General features: G+C 37.7%; 15 protein-coding genes and 1 pseudogene. 13 read left to right on the top strand and 3 right to left on the bottom strand.

What is annotated here, in order from left to right; all coding sequences use genetic code 11:
• Positions 1 to 50: 50 nt before the first annotated feature.
• The 4 genes from AC503W_RS10930 (at position 51) to AC503W_RS10915 (ending at position 3,930) form a co-directional block, all read left to right on the top strand.
• Positions 51 to 401 carry a Rieske (2Fe-2S) protein gene (locus tag AC503W_RS10930; RefSeq protein WP_427688770.1) on the top strand — a complete coding sequence of 117 codons (351 nt, stop codon included), beginning with the start codon at positions 51 to 53 and terminating at the stop codon, positions 399 to 401.
• A 108-nt stretch (positions 402 to 509) separates the two neighbouring features.
• A complete protein-coding gene (locus AC503W_RS10925; RefSeq protein ID WP_427688768.1) occupies positions 510 to 1,643 on the top strand; it encodes an amidohydrolase family protein in 1,134 nt (377 codons plus the stop codon).
• Positions 1,644 to 1,924: 281 nt separating this feature from the next.
• A complete protein-coding gene (locus tag AC503W_RS10920; protein WP_427688766.1) occupies positions 1,925 to 2,692 on the top strand; it encodes an SDR family NAD(P)-dependent oxidoreductase in 768 nt (255 codons plus the stop codon).
• Positions 2,693 to 2,823: 131 nt separating this feature from the next.
• Positions 2,824 to 3,930 carry a TRAP transporter substrate-binding protein gene (locus AC503W_RS10915; RefSeq protein WP_427688764.1) on the top strand — a complete coding sequence of 369 codons (1,107 nt, stop codon included), beginning with the start codon at positions 2,824 to 2,826 and terminating at the stop codon, positions 3,928 to 3,930.
• A gap of 77 nt (positions 3,931 to 4,007) precedes the next feature.
• On the opposite strand, the gene AC503W_RS10910 is transcribed toward AC503W_RS10915, so the two are convergent.
• Positions 4,008 to 4,274: an SDR family oxidoreductase gene (locus AC503W_RS10910; protein ID WP_427688762.1), complete on the bottom strand. Its 267-nt coding sequence runs from the start codon at positions 4,272 to 4,274 to the stop codon at positions 4,008 to 4,010.
• Positions 4,275 to 5,198: 924 nt separating this feature from the next.
• Between AC503W_RS10910 and AC503W_RS10905 the strand changes: the two are divergent.
• The 8 genes and pseudogenes from AC503W_RS10905 to AC503W_RS10870 all read left to right on the top strand — a co-directional run.
• Positions 5,199 to 5,375 (top strand): annotated as a pseudogene (locus AC503W_RS10905) (acyl-CoA dehydrogenase family protein); the annotation flags it as partial.
• A gap of 37 nt (positions 5,376 to 5,412) precedes the next feature.
• Positions 5,413 to 6,201 (top strand): enoyl-CoA hydratase/isomerase family protein, encoded by a 789-nt coding sequence (locus AC503W_RS10900; RefSeq protein ID WP_427688761.1) that lies wholly within the window; start codon positions 5,413 to 5,415, stop codon positions 6,199 to 6,201.
• A gap of 104 nt (positions 6,202 to 6,305) precedes the next feature.
• Positions 6,306 to 7,064: an SDR family NAD(P)-dependent oxidoreductase gene (locus AC503W_RS10895; protein WP_427688759.1), complete on the top strand. Its 759-nt coding sequence runs from the start codon at positions 6,306 to 6,308 to the stop codon at positions 7,062 to 7,064.
• 72 nt (positions 7,065 to 7,136) lie between these two features.
• Positions 7,137 to 8,348 (top strand): acyl-CoA dehydrogenase family protein, encoded by a 1,212-nt coding sequence (locus tag AC503W_RS10890; protein WP_427688757.1) that lies wholly within the window; start codon positions 7,137 to 7,139, stop codon positions 8,346 to 8,348.
• The gene (locus AC503W_RS10885) at positions 8,326 to 9,366 is read left to right on the top strand and encodes a phosphotransferase family protein (protein WP_427688756.1); all 1,041 of its coding nucleotides are present in this window, start codon (positions 8,326 to 8,328) and stop codon (positions 9,364 to 9,366) included. Before AC503W_RS10890 ends, AC503W_RS10885 begins: the two co-directional genes overlap by 23 nt.
• Positions 9,367 to 9,426: 60 nt before the next feature.
• Complete coding sequence (locus AC503W_RS10880; RefSeq protein WP_494914166.1) at positions 9,427 to 10,575, top strand: acyl-CoA dehydrogenase family protein; 1,149 nt, start codon at positions 9,427 to 9,429, stop codon at positions 10,573 to 10,575.
• Between the two features lie 65 nt (positions 10,576 to 10,640).
• The gene (locus tag AC503W_RS10875; RefSeq protein ID WP_402988383.1) at positions 10,641 to 11,792 is read left to right on the top strand and encodes a thiolase family protein; all 1,152 of its coding nucleotides are present in this window, start codon (positions 10,641 to 10,643) and stop codon (positions 11,790 to 11,792) included.
• Positions 11,793 to 11,968: 176 nt separating this feature from the next.
• Entirely contained in the window at positions 11,969 to 12,832 is an 864-nt protein-coding gene (locus AC503W_RS10870) for a 3-hydroxyacyl-CoA dehydrogenase family protein (RefSeq protein ID WP_402868785.1), read from the top strand.
• 440 nt (positions 12,833 to 13,272) lie between these two features.
• Here AC503W_RS10870 and AC503W_RS10865 read toward each other — a convergent pair whose 3' ends face one another.
• A complete protein-coding gene (locus tag AC503W_RS10865; RefSeq protein WP_494914165.1) occupies positions 13,273 to 13,533 on the bottom strand; it encodes a hypothetical protein in 261 nt (86 codons plus the stop codon).
• A 193-nt stretch (positions 13,534 to 13,726) separates the two neighbouring features.
• On the opposite strand from AC503W_RS10865, the gene AC503W_RS10860 reads away from it, so the two are divergent.
• The gene (locus AC503W_RS10860; RefSeq protein WP_402868781.1) at positions 13,727 to 14,308 is read left to right on the top strand and encodes a hypothetical protein; all 582 of its coding nucleotides are present in this window, start codon (positions 13,727 to 13,729) and stop codon (positions 14,306 to 14,308) included.
• A 285-nt stretch (positions 14,309 to 14,593) separates the two neighbouring features.
• Here the strand turns inward: AC503W_RS10860 and AC503W_RS10855 are convergent, their stop codons facing one another.
• Positions 14,594 to 15,652, bottom strand: coding sequence for a permease (locus AC503W_RS10855; protein ID WP_427688753.1), 1,059 nt, complete (start codon positions 15,650 to 15,652; stop codon positions 14,594 to 14,596).
• Between the last annotated feature and the right edge of the window lie 118 nt (positions 15,653 to 15,770).

Here is a 15,770-nt window from a genome sequence, read left to right as displayed (position 1 = left end):
CTCGTTTTTCTAAAATTGATGGCTTTGCCATAAAGGGGTGTAATTCAAGAATGAAACAATGGGTTTGTAAGGTAGATAACCTGGAATCGGGAGAAATGAAAACGTTTAAAATTAAAAATCGGCAAATTGTTTTGGTTAGAAATGGGGATGATTTTCATGCGGTGAGTGGCATCTGTCCACATCAAGCAGCATTAATGGGTGAAGGAACACTAAAGGGAACCAATTTAACAACAGCGGAAGTAGGTCATTATTGTTATGGGAAAGATAGCCAGATAATCACTTGTCCTTGGCATCATTATGAGTTTGATGTAACAACTGGTGAATCGCTATTTGATTCTAAATATAAATTAAAAACTTATACTATTGAAGTTTCAGAAGAAGATGTATTAATTGATATTTAACTAATTTAGCAGAAACCAAGAAATATTCACAACTAAAGTAAAAGTAATTTGTTTTTAGATTAATGGCTAATCATATTTATATATTTATACAAATTAGGAGGTTATATTATGGAAATGGTAGAAGAACAATTAACTAATAAGCGTAATTCATTAAAAGTGATTGATTGTGATGTTCATGTTCAAGAACGTTCTTTTGATGAATTGATTGAATATATGGATCCACACTGGAAAAATTTTGCGCACTCTGCCTCTCAATTTAGACAAATTATGAATATCAGTTATGCAATTGTGGCAAATGGAGGAGTAAGAAAAGATTCTTGGACTCCAGATGGTGGTTATCCAGGAACGTCTATTGAATTTTTGCAGAAACAACTGATGGAAGAACACCGTATAAATATGGCTGTATTATACCCGAATAGTACTTTTTGCCTTAACAGTTTACCTCAGGACCATTGGGCTTCTGCAATTGGAGCTGCGTTAAATGATTGGTTAATTGACCAATGGTTATCAAAGGATCCTCGTTTCAAGGGGTCAGTTTCGATTGCTGCTGCCGATCCAAAGGCTGCCGCACGTGAAATTGATCGCGTTGGAGGGCATCCTCAAATGGTTCAAGTCGGTCTAGCTATTCACTCACCTCACAGAGGATATGGAGATGAATTTTATGATCCGATTTGGGAAGCTGCAGTCCGTAACAACTTAGTGTGTACTTTCCATGTGTCACTTCCTGGTGGGCAAAATAAGTATCATGCTACGGGTGCACAGAAGTACTACGGTGAATATCAATCTCTTAATTGCTTAACGTATCAGGCTCAAATGGCGAGTATGATTTTTGGAGGAGTTTTTGAAAAGTTTCCAGATCTTAAAGTCGCTTTTGTTGAAGGCGGTTTTGGCTGGGCACCTAATATGATGTATACAATGGATACTCATTGGAAGGCTTTACGCCTAGAAACACCATGGGTGAAACGTTATCCAAGTGAATATGTTCGCGAACATTTTTGGTTTGGAACACAACCATTTATCGAGTCAGTACAGGACCATAACAATATCCTTCAATTAATTGAAATGGTTGGAACGGATCGGTTGATTTTCACAAGTGATTATCCGCATTGGGAGTTTGATTCTCCAACGTCAGCTTTTAATAAACTTCCTCCTGATCTCAAGAGAAAAATATTATTTGAAAACCCAGCTAAATATTTAGGTCTTTCTGCTGAGGATTTAAAAATTATTGAAAATGGAATCTAGCATTTCATAACTGGTATAAATCTAACTTATCAATAGATTTAGAGTGGAAGCAGCATTACAATTTCTAAAACTACTTATCGACTCCTAAAATCTGTAAACTATAGAAACCTACGCTCCGTTTAGCTTCCTCATATATGTTAGCCAAACGGAGCGTAGGTTTTGTACTAGTAATGGTTTTCTTGAAATTAGTGATTTTTCAGAAAACTAATTTCGAAGAGACAATATTTAATTAATGCAATGTGAGTCAATAAAATTATTATGGATTTTTGGAGGAATTCATTTTGGGTAAATTAGAAGGCAAAGTTGCAATTGTTACCGGAGCTGGTTCTGGCATGGGCCGTGCTACTTCAATATTGTATGCGAAAGAAGGGGCTAAAGTTGTCTTAGCCGAATTTAATGAAGTTTCCTTGAATGAAACATTAGAAGAAATTAAATCTACTGGTGGTCATGCAGTTGCAATTAAAACAGATGTTTCAAAAGAAGCAGATGTAGAGGCAATGATTAAGAAAGCTTTAGATGAATTTGGTAAATTAGACATTTTAGCAAATGTTGCAGGAATTGCTGATGACCTGACATCCATTGAAAATTACACCAATGAATTATTTGAACGTGTCATGGCCGTTAACGTTAACGGTCCATTCTATGCATCACGTGCTGCTGTTAAGGTATTCAAAGAGCAAGAATCAGGTGGAACGATTATTAATGTTTCTTCTATTGCTGGATTTCTTGGTGCTCGTGGTGGGGCAGCTTATACCATGTCTAAACATGCACTCATTGGTCTTACCAGACATATCGCCTCATTTTATGGCAGAAACAACGGAAAGATCCGTGCTAATGCAATCGCTCCTGGGTCTATCATAACAGGAATGACTAAAAAAGATCCTTCGCATATAGACAAAATAGGAATGGAAGCTTTTTCTGACCTTGGACCATTTAATAGTGGAGTTCCAGAAGATATTGCTACTTCAGCATTATTCCTTGCTTCGGATGATTCAAAATTTATTAATGGTGAAGTCTTAACAGTAGATAGTGCTTGGACGGTTCGGTAAAGAACATAATCAATAAAATCAATTACGAATAGTTAATTGGGTTAGATAGAGTATATATGATAGCGCTTTTGGAGGACTTCTAAAGAAAATCAATAACACATCAATCACCTTTTTTCAGGAGGAAATCTTATATGATCAAACGAAGCAAATTATCTTTTTACAGTTTAACCTCTATTATCATAGTAGTTATGTTAATTTTAGCAGCCTGCGGTGGGAATGAAACAGCAAACAGCTCGGGTGAATCCGCTCAAAAACCAATTAATTTAATATTTGGAATGGCGGTTCCCGCCACACATCCACTTAACGCTCTCGCTGCTGAACCTTGGGCAGAAACAGTCAAAGAAGAGACTGACGGTTTAGTTGAAGTTGATATCCAACCCGGAGCTGTATTAGGACCTTCCTCTTCAGTCCTCCAAGACGTAAGCGGCGGTGTATATGATATTGGTTTTGTTGTTGGTCAGGGCTTTCCGGATACACCATTATTTAAAACAACCGTTCTAAATTTACCTTTTGCATATATCAACACAGATGATCATTTATTAAAGGCAAAAATTGCCCAAAGATTTGTAGATGAGTACATCAACAAAGATTTAGAAAAATTAGGAATTAAGGTAATGGGAATTTACACCAGTGATCCTGCTGTTCTTATTAGTCAAGAACCAATCCGCACGGTAGATGACTTAAAAGGAAAGCAAACACAGCTGCAAGCGCCTTCATGGCTGCCGCTCCTTAGTGGTTGGGGGGCTTCTCCAGTTTCTGTTGCTATTGAAGATATTTATACTTCTCTAGAAAGAGGAACACTAGATGTTGCAGTTTATGCATATGGTGGCGCGTACTCTCAGAAGTTCTATGAACCTGGACCATTTATAACAAATTTACCAATATCAACTGTTGCCCAAGCTGTAGTAATGAATCTTGATAAATGGAATAGCATGTCTCCAGAGCTGCAAAAAAAATTCGAAGAAACATTCAATCCAAATCTAGAGGAATTACTTAATATTTCTTATTCTAAAGGAGAAAAAGAAAGCTATGAAAAAATTAAAAAAGAAGTTAAGGAGAAAGGCGAAATCATTCAACCTTCTGAAGAAGAACTAAAAAGATTTATAAAACCAGTAAAAGATGTTTGGAAGCTATGGGTTGAAGAAGCTGACAAAAAGGGCTATAATGGCCAGGAACTTCTAGACGGACTATTGAGAATTATGGAAGAAGAAGGTGTTGAACCTCCGTTCGAAATTTAATCCTGGTCTTGTTGATTTTAGATTTAAAGCTCCAGCTACTACTGTAGGTAGCTGGAGCTTTATTTATGTCGATCATTTTACATATCGACTTTCCTATATCTATTTACCGTTTCTGCTACTAGATTTTTAACGGATTTTTCTTCAGAACATCTGCCATTTTCCCTCAACTCTTTTCCGACCAATTCTCCTGATTGCTCGTACAAATCAGAGATTACAACTGCTGCCCCTTTTTCAACCAATGTCTGAAGCTCCACCGTTACGATAGCTGCTTTCCATTCTAGTTTCCCATATTTCCTAATATTGATGGTGTTAAAAATAGTTACCAGATAATTAAAAGTGTCCATAATTGTCCTTATCTATATTTTGCAATATTCTAGGTTATTTAGTATATAGAATCTTTTAAAGAGGGGGAAGTTGATATGGTTCATGATTATTCAATCACAGCTATTTAACAGGGGCTACTGGTGGGAGTGGGAGGGCCCATGATCAAAGTTCTGGTAATAAGAGGTTAAAATTAGTACCTTTTGTGGACTTGGCAGAAGAAGGGCTTCAAGGGATTGTGTCAGAGGACTTGATTAGAGAAATCGAATGTTTTAGCTGTAGCAGCAGATGTTTCTAGTAAGCACTGTATGTCCTAGTACGATAAATAAACAAATGATAAGGAGGATTGGAGAGTAATCTGGTAATTTATGGAAACATGAATCGTTTAATAGGGTGGCTACACCTTTAGGACAGTATGGGGAACCGGAAGAATCAGCAGTAATGAATTTTCTATTATAAGAGAAATCCTCTTTTGTAACAGAATCATTATATATCGTTGATGGCGGGATGATAGGCTAGTAATAAGTTTGAAACTAGAAAGGAAAAAAGTATTTTAAAAGGATGAGTAGTTTCGTATCATTAGGAGAAATGTAATTGAATCAAATCGATAGAATACTTCCAAATTATTATTTATCATAAAAACCTTTTTAACAGGAAGAAACGGGATATAAAATTTATTTTTTAAAATATTCTAAATATATTGACTAATTAAATTCCAATCTATTACAATTAATATTGAAAGGTGATTCAAGTATTAGAAAACATTTTTTAAGCACTATGAATGTAAGGTCATTTTTTGAATTCCTAATTTGTTAGAGGAGGGTAATTAAACGATAACAAAACACCAACATTAATTTTCTCCTTTTACTCTGGGACCGATTACCTTGAGAAATCGAATTGTTAGAACTACTGATGGTACTACAATGATTACAGAAGGGTTCCGATAGGTGGAACGCGATACGCCTGGCTTTTCTAAAGGACGCCAGTTAGAAAAGGTTGGCCAACACTCTTCGGATACATCTAAACTCATCTTTGGTGAAGCTCGTGTACCAGCTGAAAATCTATTAGGAGAAGAAGGTAAAGGATTTTATTACTTAATGGAAAAACTTCAACAAGAGCGGTTATCATGTTTAAAAAAGCTTTCCGGGAGGGAGCACTACAATGGAAAATGAAGCGGTCATAATGCAAGTAAATAATGGGATAGCCACAATCACTCTGAATGAACCTAATTCTCTCAATGCCCTTTCAGGTGCAATCATTGAGAAGTTGAACCATTTCTTCAATTCTATAAAAAATGATTCTTCTATTCGTGCTGTTATTCTAACAGGAAATGGGAGGTCCTTTTGTGCTGGTGGCGATATAAAGGGGTTTTCAAAAGTGACTTCTGCAGCCAGCGGGAGAAAATATATGCAAAAGCATAGTTCCTTTCTAAAGGAATTGGTTAATATGGAAAAACCCGTAATAGCGGCGGTTAATGGTTTTGCTATCGGAGCGGGATTCAGCATTGCAATCGCATGTGATATTGTGATTGCCTCCTCTAAGGCCAAATTTGGATTGAGTTTTAATAAAGTTGGCCTAGTTCCTGATCTAGGGGCACTCTATCATTTACCAAGAATTGTTGGGATGGCAAGAGCAAAGGAGCTTGCGTTCTCAGATAGAATTCTTTCCGCAAGCGAAGCGAAAGAGTATGGCATATGCCTAGAAGTTGTTGAGGAAGATAATCTGTTGAATTTTTGCACCGACTTAGCGAATTCATTTGTCGCTAATCCGCCTATTGCCATTGGGTTAACCAAAACAATGTTAAATCACAGTATGGAATCTTCATTGGAGGATATTCTCAATGAAGAAGCTATGGTCCAAGGGATTGTATTTAATACACAGGATCATCAAGAAGGGGTTCGTGCTTTCATTGACAAAACAAAACCTAATTTTACGGGTTCTTACCAATAAGGTGTAAAATTTTTTCTTTTGTTACTTAGATTACTGATCTAGCCTCGTTGTTTGTAAAGGAGGGAAATTCGCTTCTAGTTAATAATAAAAAAGGATGTGAATCAGTGAGAAGATTTAACTTAGAGAATAAAGTGGCAATAGTGACTGGAGGCAACCGCGGATTAGGAAAAGCGATTTCGTTAGCGCTAGCGGAAGCTGGTGCAGATATTGTTATCGTCAGTCGAGATGAGGAAAAAAATAAAGAAGTGGTTAACGAAGTGAAAGAGTACGGAAGAGAGGCAATCAGTATTCCAACGAACCTTCGAGATATCTCAGCAACCAAAGAAATGATGGAGAAAGTAGTAAGACACTTCGGAAAAATCGATATTTTAGTTAATAATGCAGGAACCTCCCATACGCAGCTAGCTTTCGATATCTCCGAGAATGATTGGGATAAGGTAATGGATTTAAACGTAAAATCGCTGTTTTTCTGTTGTCAAGCTGCGGGGAAGGTAATGAAAGAGCAGGGGTATGGGAAAATTATCAACCTTGCCTCTGTAGCGGGGGCTGTCGGTGATTATGGGATAGCTCCTTATACGGCAAGTAAAGCTGCAGTAATTAATTTAACAAGATCACTGGCGCTTGAATGGGTAAGACATGGCATTCAAGTGAATGCGATTGGCCCTGCCTACATTGAAACAGAGTTGAATAGACAAGAATTAAGCAATCCAAAGGTCCGGGCCAAACTGATTGGGAAGACTCCGATGAATCGTTTAGGAGAGCCAGAAGAGATAGCTGGTGCTGTTATTTTGCTAGCTTCGGAGGCTAGCAGTTTTATCACGGGGCAAACGATTTATATAGATGGTGGATGGTTGGCTCAATAAGTATTCTCTTTAGGGAGGCAATGTTTCCCTATCATGAAATAAATGAAGAAAAAAACAAAAGGAGGGATAATCTTGTTTGACTTTACCCCAAATGGAGCGCAAAAAGCAATGGTAGATAAAGCAACCGAAATTATGCACAATTATGTTTTTCCAAATGAAAAATATATGATCCCGCATCGTGGATTACCTCAGGAAATCTTAAAGCCATTACAACAAATTGTGAAAGATAATGGTTTATGGGCTGGACATCTACCAAAGGATGTAGGTGGAATGGGAATGGGTTTTGTCTCATTAGGATTGCTGTCAGAAGTGATTGGTCAAAGTCCTATCGGCCCATATGTTTTTGGTTCAATGGCTCCTGATGCTGGTAACGGTGAGATTTTAGTTCATGCAGCGACTGAGGAACAAAAACAAAAATATTTAAAGCCACTGGCAGATTATGAAGTTCGTTCCTGTTTTGCTATGACGGAGCCGGAAGTATCAGGTTCTGACCCAAGAACACTCCAAGGAACAGCAATAAAAGATGGAACCGAGTGGATCATCAATGCCCATAAGTGGTTTACCACTGGTGCAGAGGGAGCTGCTTTTGCCATTGTGATGGTCGTAACAGACCCGGAAGCCGAGCCTCATCATCGCACGAGCTTGTTCCTTGTAGATACTGGGACACCAGGCTTTGAGATTGTGCGTGAAGTTCCTGTCATGGGAGATCATTATATAGGAGGACATTGTGAAGTTCGGTTTCATAATTGCCGAATTTCAGAGAATAATTTGCTGGGGAAACGAGGAGATGGATTCAAACTAGCTCAGCTTCGATTAGGTCCTGGGAGGATTACCCACTGCATGCGCTGGCTAGGTGTAGCACGACGGTCCTTGAATGAAATGATAGCCTATTCTTTAACGAAAAAAGATGGGGCTAAAACACTGGCAGATTCGCAAATTATTCAAAACGATCTTGCAGATTCAGAAGCAGAAATTCAGGCTTCCAGATTACTAACACTACAAGCTGCCTGGAAAATGGACCAAGGGGACCAAGCAAGGAAAGAAGTTTCACTTGCTAAGTTATATGGTGCTCAAGTCTTAAATAATGTCATCGACCGAGCTATTCAAAATCTAGGAATGTTGGGATTGACGCCAAATACACCACTAGAAGGGTTATATAGAGAAGCAAGAGCCGCTCGAATTTATGATGGAGCGGATGAGGTACACCGAATGGTGGTTGCTCGACAGGTATTAAAGAATTACCAATCAAAGGAGAAACTATATGAGCAAACTACAAGTCAATGAGATTAATTGGTCCATTGTCGAGGAGTATCTCCGTCAAGAAATACAAGGGCTCAGTTCTTCCCCCCTTGAGGTAAACCAATTCTCAGCAGGATATTCGAACTTAACTTACCTTATTTCTATTGGGGACTGGCAAGGAGTTTTGAGAAGGCCACCATTTGGTCCCATTCCTCCCAAGGCTCATGATATGAAAAGAGAGTTCGAAATACTTGAAAAATTGAATCGTGCTTTCCCGCTTGCACCAAAGCCGTATTTATACTGTGCGGACCCAAATATTATGGAACGCCACTTTTATGTGATGGAGAAAAAAGAGGGGTGTGTGTTTGATGAAACTATCCCAAATGAATATGAAAATAAGGAAAACGTAGGACAACGTGCATCAAAAGCTTTGGTTAATACACTAGTCAAATTGCATGCTGTTAATTATAAAACTGCTGGGTTAGATACCATTGGTTATCCAGATGGCTATTTAGGTCGACAGGTGAATGGGTGGATCAAGCGGTTCCACCAAGCGAAAACAAATGATATTCCTGCTGTCAGCTCTTTGGAAAATTGGCTTCTTGATAATATACCACCTTCTCTTTCGCCAACCATTGTTCATAACGATTTTAAATTGAATAATATGATGTTTGCAGCTTATGACCCGGGAGAGGTAATTGGTGTTTTTGATTGGGAGTTAAGTACGATTGGTGATCCACTAACCGACTTAGGTACAACACTTGCCTATTGGACCGAATCCGATGATAAAGTGACAGGGTTATCATCCGTTACAATGAATCCTGGATTTTTTACCAGAAGAGAAATATTAGAACTTTATGGTGAAAAAAGCGGTCGGGATATCACACATATTGACTATTACTTGACTTTCGCCTTTTACAAAATTGCCGTGATTCTTCAGCAAATCTATTATCGTTGGAAAATCGGGGAGGCAAAAGATAAGCGGTTTGGAAAATTGCATATAGGCATCAAGAATTTATTAGAACAAGCCACTAAGGCGCAGAGAAAAGAAATTCTTCGCTGAGACTCTTCTGTATCCATTAGTTAAGAAAATAATCCAAATTATGATGGGGGTGGAATGACCTTGGCTAACGAATTATTGAAACCGGAGATAGAAAATGTAAAAGAAATTTTATCATCCATTTTATGCGATTATGCAGAAGATGCTGAGAAGTCATTCAAAAGAGATAGAAAAGAGTTGTCGAATGAAATCGTTAAACGTTTAAAACAAGTAGTTGATGATTATGGTTTAGATGGAATCGGTACAAATGAGGAATGGGGCGGCGCGGCGATATCCTTACTTGATAGAACGAAATTAGTAGAGGAAGCTTCCAAGCACCCATTTGGTCTTTACCATCCAGCTGCAGATGTGTTCGGAGGGGCATTTCCAAGTTTTTTAACTGAGTGTACGAACAAACAGCGGGACTATTTTGTAAAGCCTGCCATGAAAACTGAAAAAGGCTGTTTTATCGCAGTTTGGGAGGAAGCTGAAGATAATGATTTAACCAAATTAACCACTTCAGCTATTCGAGATCAAGACAGTTGGATCATCACTGGTGAAAAGTCCTATATACAAAACCTAGATACATCGGGTTTTGGTGTTATCCTTGTAAATTGTCAACTTGAAAGTGGAGAGCTTAAACCAACTCTTTTTCTATTAGATTCTGTTGACCAATTGGAAAGGAAAGAAATGACTTTAATTGATGTACATTCTGCACACTCTATTATTTTTAATCAAACACGAATTTGTGACAATCAACGTATTGGTGCGATAGGTGATGGAACGAGATTTATAAAACAGTGGTTAGCCGAATCACAAGTTTTACTTGCCGCAAAATGCTTAGGTGTTTCCGTTCAAGCTATTGAATATGGGAAAGAATTCGCGAAAAAGAGGATTACGAGAGGAAAACCGCTTGCTGAATTTCCAACAATTCGAAATATGCTCGGGAAAGCGTATATCTCGTTGCAATCGGCTAGATTAATAGTGCAAGATGCTGCAAAAAGGATCGATAAGAATGAAGAGGATTGGGAGCTAATTGCTCAAACTGCGAAACTTCAGGCTACAGAAACTGCTTCAAAAATTGTGGATGATGTCTTACAAATTCATGGAGGTGCTGGTTTTGCTGGTGACTTGCCAATAGAAAGGTGGTATAAGGAGATTCGAATAGCAAGAGTAAACCATCTTAAATCGGAAACAATTATTGAAAATGTCTCATCTAAAGTATTGGAGTAACAAAAAATAATAAAGTAATAGTTTCATATAAAAGTTATTAAGTATCCATACTAGGAGGAATGTATATGCGTGAAGTGGTCATTATAGAGGGAGTTCGGACTCCTGTTGGAAAACGAAAAGGGGTTCTCAGTTCTATTCGTCCGGACGAATTAGCTGCTCATGTTTTAAACGAAGTAGTAGTACGTGCGGGCATAAGCACTAGTCTCGTAGAAGATGTCATATTGGGTTGTGTAACCCAAATAGAAGAACAAACATATAACATTGCCCGAATATCTGCCTTAATGGCAGGCTTTCCAATTCAGGTACCAGGGACAACAATTGACCGCCAGTGTGGATCTGGTCAACAGGCGATACATTTTGCGGCGCAAGCAATTATGAGTGGGGATATGGATATTGTGATCGCTGGCGGTGTGGAAAGTATGACTCGTGTCCCAATGGGATCATCGCGGAAAAATACCGATTGGAGTGAGATGCTGACTTCTCGCTTCGACATGATCCACCAGGGGTTGTCTGCGGAAAAGATTGCAGACAAATGGGAATTTACCCGGAAACAGTTAGATGAGTTTTCTCTAGAAAGTCATAATCGTGCATTGAATGCCCAAAGAGAAGGAAAGTTTGAAAGGGAGATTATGCCTCTAAAGGTCACACTTGAAGACGGAACAGTTATCAAGGTTAAACAAGATGAGGGTCCACGGGAAGGATCAACAATTGAAAAACTAGGAACCCTTAAACCAGCATTTGCGGAGGATGGAAAAATTCATGCAGGCAACTCAAGTCAAATGAGTGACGGCGCCGCAGCATTACTACTTATGTCCAAGGAGAAGGCGGAGGAATTAGGGCTTAAACCTAGGTTCCGAATCGCTGCCCGTGCAGTGATTGGTTCTGATCCTATCTTAATGTTGACGGGACCTATTGAAGCCTCTAAACAAGTATTAAATAAAGCAGGACTAACGATTGAAGACATGGATGTATATGAAGTGAATGAAGCATTTGCGTCAGTTCCAATGTGTTGGTTAGAAGAAATGGAAGCAGACCCTAGAAAATTGAATCCAAATGGTGGCGCAATTGCTTTAGGTCATCCTCTTGGTGCTACAGGTGCTCGTCTTATGGTTTCGATGATGCATGAACTCGAAAGAACTGGTGGTAGATTTGGACTTCAAGCTATCTGTGAAGGTGGTGGGATGGCTAATGGAACTATTATAGAAAGAATCTACTAACATTTAACTCATGCAGGTAATCTATAGGTTTAAATGAGGCTCAAAAAGTCTCTAAACGGAAGGGATAAATACTTCCACTTGAAGAAGGATAGAAAATGTGTCAAAGCATTTTATAAATAACGTACAACTTTCACGCATTGTTAATCATAAAATTAAAGAACATGAGGAGTGAGTTTTTGAAAAAAATAATCAATCGCCTTACTGTCATTGGATCAGGTGCTATGGGATCACAAATTGCGATGGTTTCAGCCCTTGCTGGTATAGATGTTTATTTAAGAGATATTAGTGAAGAAAGCCTAAGAAAAGCAGAAGAATCATTGAATGGTCATATGAAAAAAAGAATACTCAAAGGTAAATTATCTTCTCAAGAAGTGGAAGAAGCTTTTTCAAGACTGCATTTTGTAACGTCTTTAGAAGAAGCACTAAACGATACAGAATTTGTGATTGAAGCCATTGTGGAAAATTTGGAAGTAAAACGGCAATTATTTTCCGAAGTAGACAAATTGGTTTCAGAGGATGTGATTATCGCGACGAATAGCTCGACGATTGTAAGTTCGAAACTAGCGGATGCGACAAAGCGTCCACACAAGGTATGTAATCTTCATTTCTTTAATCCTGTGCTAGTAATGGAATTGGTGGAGGTTGTAAAGGGGCTCCATACGTCAAACGAAACAGCGGCCACTGCGGTTGAGTTTGTAAAACAAATCAACAAGACTCCAATTTTATTAAAAAAGGAAATTTCCGGATTTGTCGCTAATAGAATTTTGGGTGCACTAATTGATGAAGCAATTTATTTACTAGAAAATGATGTAGCGACTGTAGAGGAAATTGATCTTGCTTGTAAGAAAGCGCTTAATCACCCGATAGGTCCGTTTGCTTTGCTTGATTTAACCGGAATTGATGTGAATTATTATATCAGACAAATCCTATATGAAGAAACTGGCGACGAATCAAAAAAGCCGCAAAGGGTCATCAAAGAAAAATATTTTAATGGAGAATATGGAAGGAAAACAGGAAAAGGTTTCTATACTTATAGTTAGTAGCAGTATAATCCATTAACAACCCATGAGTTCATCAGTCGTTTGAACAAAAGGATATGCCGTCACCCCAAGAAAAGCTAATGATCCTTGGCGAGTCGTTGTAACGTTTATAAAGAGGGCGAATGGATATACCTCTAAAGTTCAATAAGTTCTATAGGGAATACAATTATTTTCACTTGAAAATTCGATACCAAAATAGGCCAAGCACTTTCCCAAAGATGCCTTGGCTTATTTCACTTTTTGAATAATTATTTTGATCACTGAATAGAGAATGAAGAACTTAATGAATATCTCTATGATTATTTCAGGAAAAAGGCTGGATCTAAAAAAGATTAGCTAGCATGGGTTTGGTCCAATACCGTATTCACACTAGATAATTAATGGTCGAATACATAACTCGTCAGTACATCTTTGGTACTTTTTTCATTAAAGTAGGACTGTTAATCCCATTCAGGTTGTAGAATAGAACAATACTCAGCCTTTTGAAGGGAGTAATGAAAACTTCTAAAGAAATAAGAGAAATCATCAAAAAGGAGTGTATGATTTTCATTGAAATCATACGAATCCAGAAATTTTTCAATAATGGATTGTTGATCTACTAGGTCGAATAATCCTGTTACATAAAGTTGATAGCTGAATTTATCATATAATGACTGAAAGCCTGTATCTTCAAAAATTTGCTTTACTAAATTTAATTCCACCTGTATTCACTCCTTTAAAACAATATACCTTTATATCCTTTTAGCTATTCAAAGATAATGGAATAAATGATTAAATGACATGATATATACTGGAATAATAAACAGAAATGGTATTTACTTTATCACTATCATATTTATATGGTAAGATTGAAAAGATTTAAAAAATAAAAAGTTAGAGTAAAGGAAGATACCGTTGAAAAAACCAGTAAAACTCATAATTGCACTTTCACTCATTATTATTGTTATATTGATGTTTTTTGTGTCTAAGGTAGTTTTTAACTCGGATAATAATTCTGAAGAAGCTGCTGATACGACTGTAATTTCTAAAGATTCAAGTTATCTGAAAGATACGGAAAAAGTATATATAGTCCAGGAATACAATGCAAAGAAAAAGAAAGATATTAAATTTGAACTAAGCTTTATTGGAACATCTAAAGGGTATGATACATGGTATGGAGCGGATACTTATTTAGAGAAGGAAAACAAGTATGGCTTATTTTACGGTGACGATAAACTACTGGCTTACCCGGTAGAGGTGGGCAAAAAGTGGGATGTCAAGCCTTTTACTTTCAACATTGAATCTGTTGATGAAACGGTTACAACTCCAGCAGGAACCTTTAATAACGTCGTAAAGGTTAGAACGACTGAAAATGGTTCAGATGAATACAATCTTACCTATTATGCAAAGGGTGTAGGTCAGATTTTAAAGGAATCTGTTGATTCTTCTAATAAAAAGACCATAAGGTTTGAACTCCAGGAAATAAAAGAAAAGTAATTGAGAAGTCGGCCTGTTTTTAAGAGAACCCACAGAGAGTTTCATTCTCTCTGTGGGTTTTTTTTGAAGTGGGGCAAAAGAAAAGGTAACTTAAGTGGTAGTCCTCTAGATTATGACAGATCTTATATCGTCCAAGTCTTTTCACGTTTAGAGGGTTGTCAGATGGGGATAATGTTCATACAGAAGAGATGTAAAAAAAGAACGGATTGAACTAGCCCTAAGCTAATCCATTCCGTTCTTTGATTTTACCAAAAAAACTATACTTAATAACGATTAAAATCATGCTTATAAGAGGACCATTCCTACCAATCCACTTATAACTCCAAGAATCACTACAGAGGCCACGACAAACAATAGGACTCTTTTAGGGAATGACTTAGCGACAAGTATTAAAGATGGTAGACTGATTGCTGGTAGTGTTAGTAGCAAGGCAGCAGCAGGTCCTCCACCAAGTCCTAAAGACATAAACGTTTGTATAATTGGAATTTCAGCAGCAGTAGGTATAACGAAAAGCATACCGGCTATTGCAAAGATGACAATGGCGATTAGACCGTTTGTAGATGAGTCTACTTGAGGGAATAGCCAAACACGCGCAGCCCCTATAAGCAATACAGATAGAACATATGCAGGAACAATGTAAAGAACCATACTTCCTAAACTTTTTAACCATCTAGAAAGGAAGTTTCCAGTAGGTTCAGTGTCCGTTATTATCTGGTCTATATCAACCGGTTGTTTGTCTTTAACAAAGCGATTAGCTAAATAGCTGATTCCGAAAGTTAAAATCAGTCCGAAAAATAGGCGAATCAACGTGAACTTCCATGATAAAACAAATGTCATAAAGACAAGCGTCGCAGGATTGATGGTTGGATTTCCAATCCAAAATGCTAAAGCTGCACCAACCGAGACATTTTTTTTACGTAGTCCAACCGCCACTGGGGCTGAACAACAAGTACACATCATACCAGGGACCGAAGCTAGCCCTCCGATGAATGTGCTGCCGAACGATGTTTTCCCAAGCCATTTAAGAAGCCATTGTGTTGGTAATAAGACTTGTACCAAAGAGCCGAGCAGGATTCCTAGTATGGCCGCTTTCCATACGGACGAAAAATAAACCTGTGCATAATCCCAGGCAGATTTCCATGATAGGGTGGCGCTTGACTGGTCTCCCAAAATAGATGTTCCAATGGAATGTGTATCGGCTGCTAGCATCCCTTTTTGATAATAGGGCCACCATTTTATATAAAGTAATCCTACAATAGCGATTACTAAAAATGAAACGATAAACCACAAAGCTTTAGTATTTGACGAGTGTTGTTCATGTAGAGTAGGTCTTAGCTGTGACATGGTTACCTCCCAATAAAATAAAAAAATTTCAAAAGACAATATATTATACCACTAATCTCTAATTTATTTTGGTGAAATAGTAAATTTCACAAATTTAAGCCTGAATTATGCTTTTATT

This window comes from Peribacillus suis, from assembly GCF_059384845.1.
Note: the sequence above shows the minus strand (reverse complement) of the source record. Positions and strands in the feature narration are given on the sequence as shown.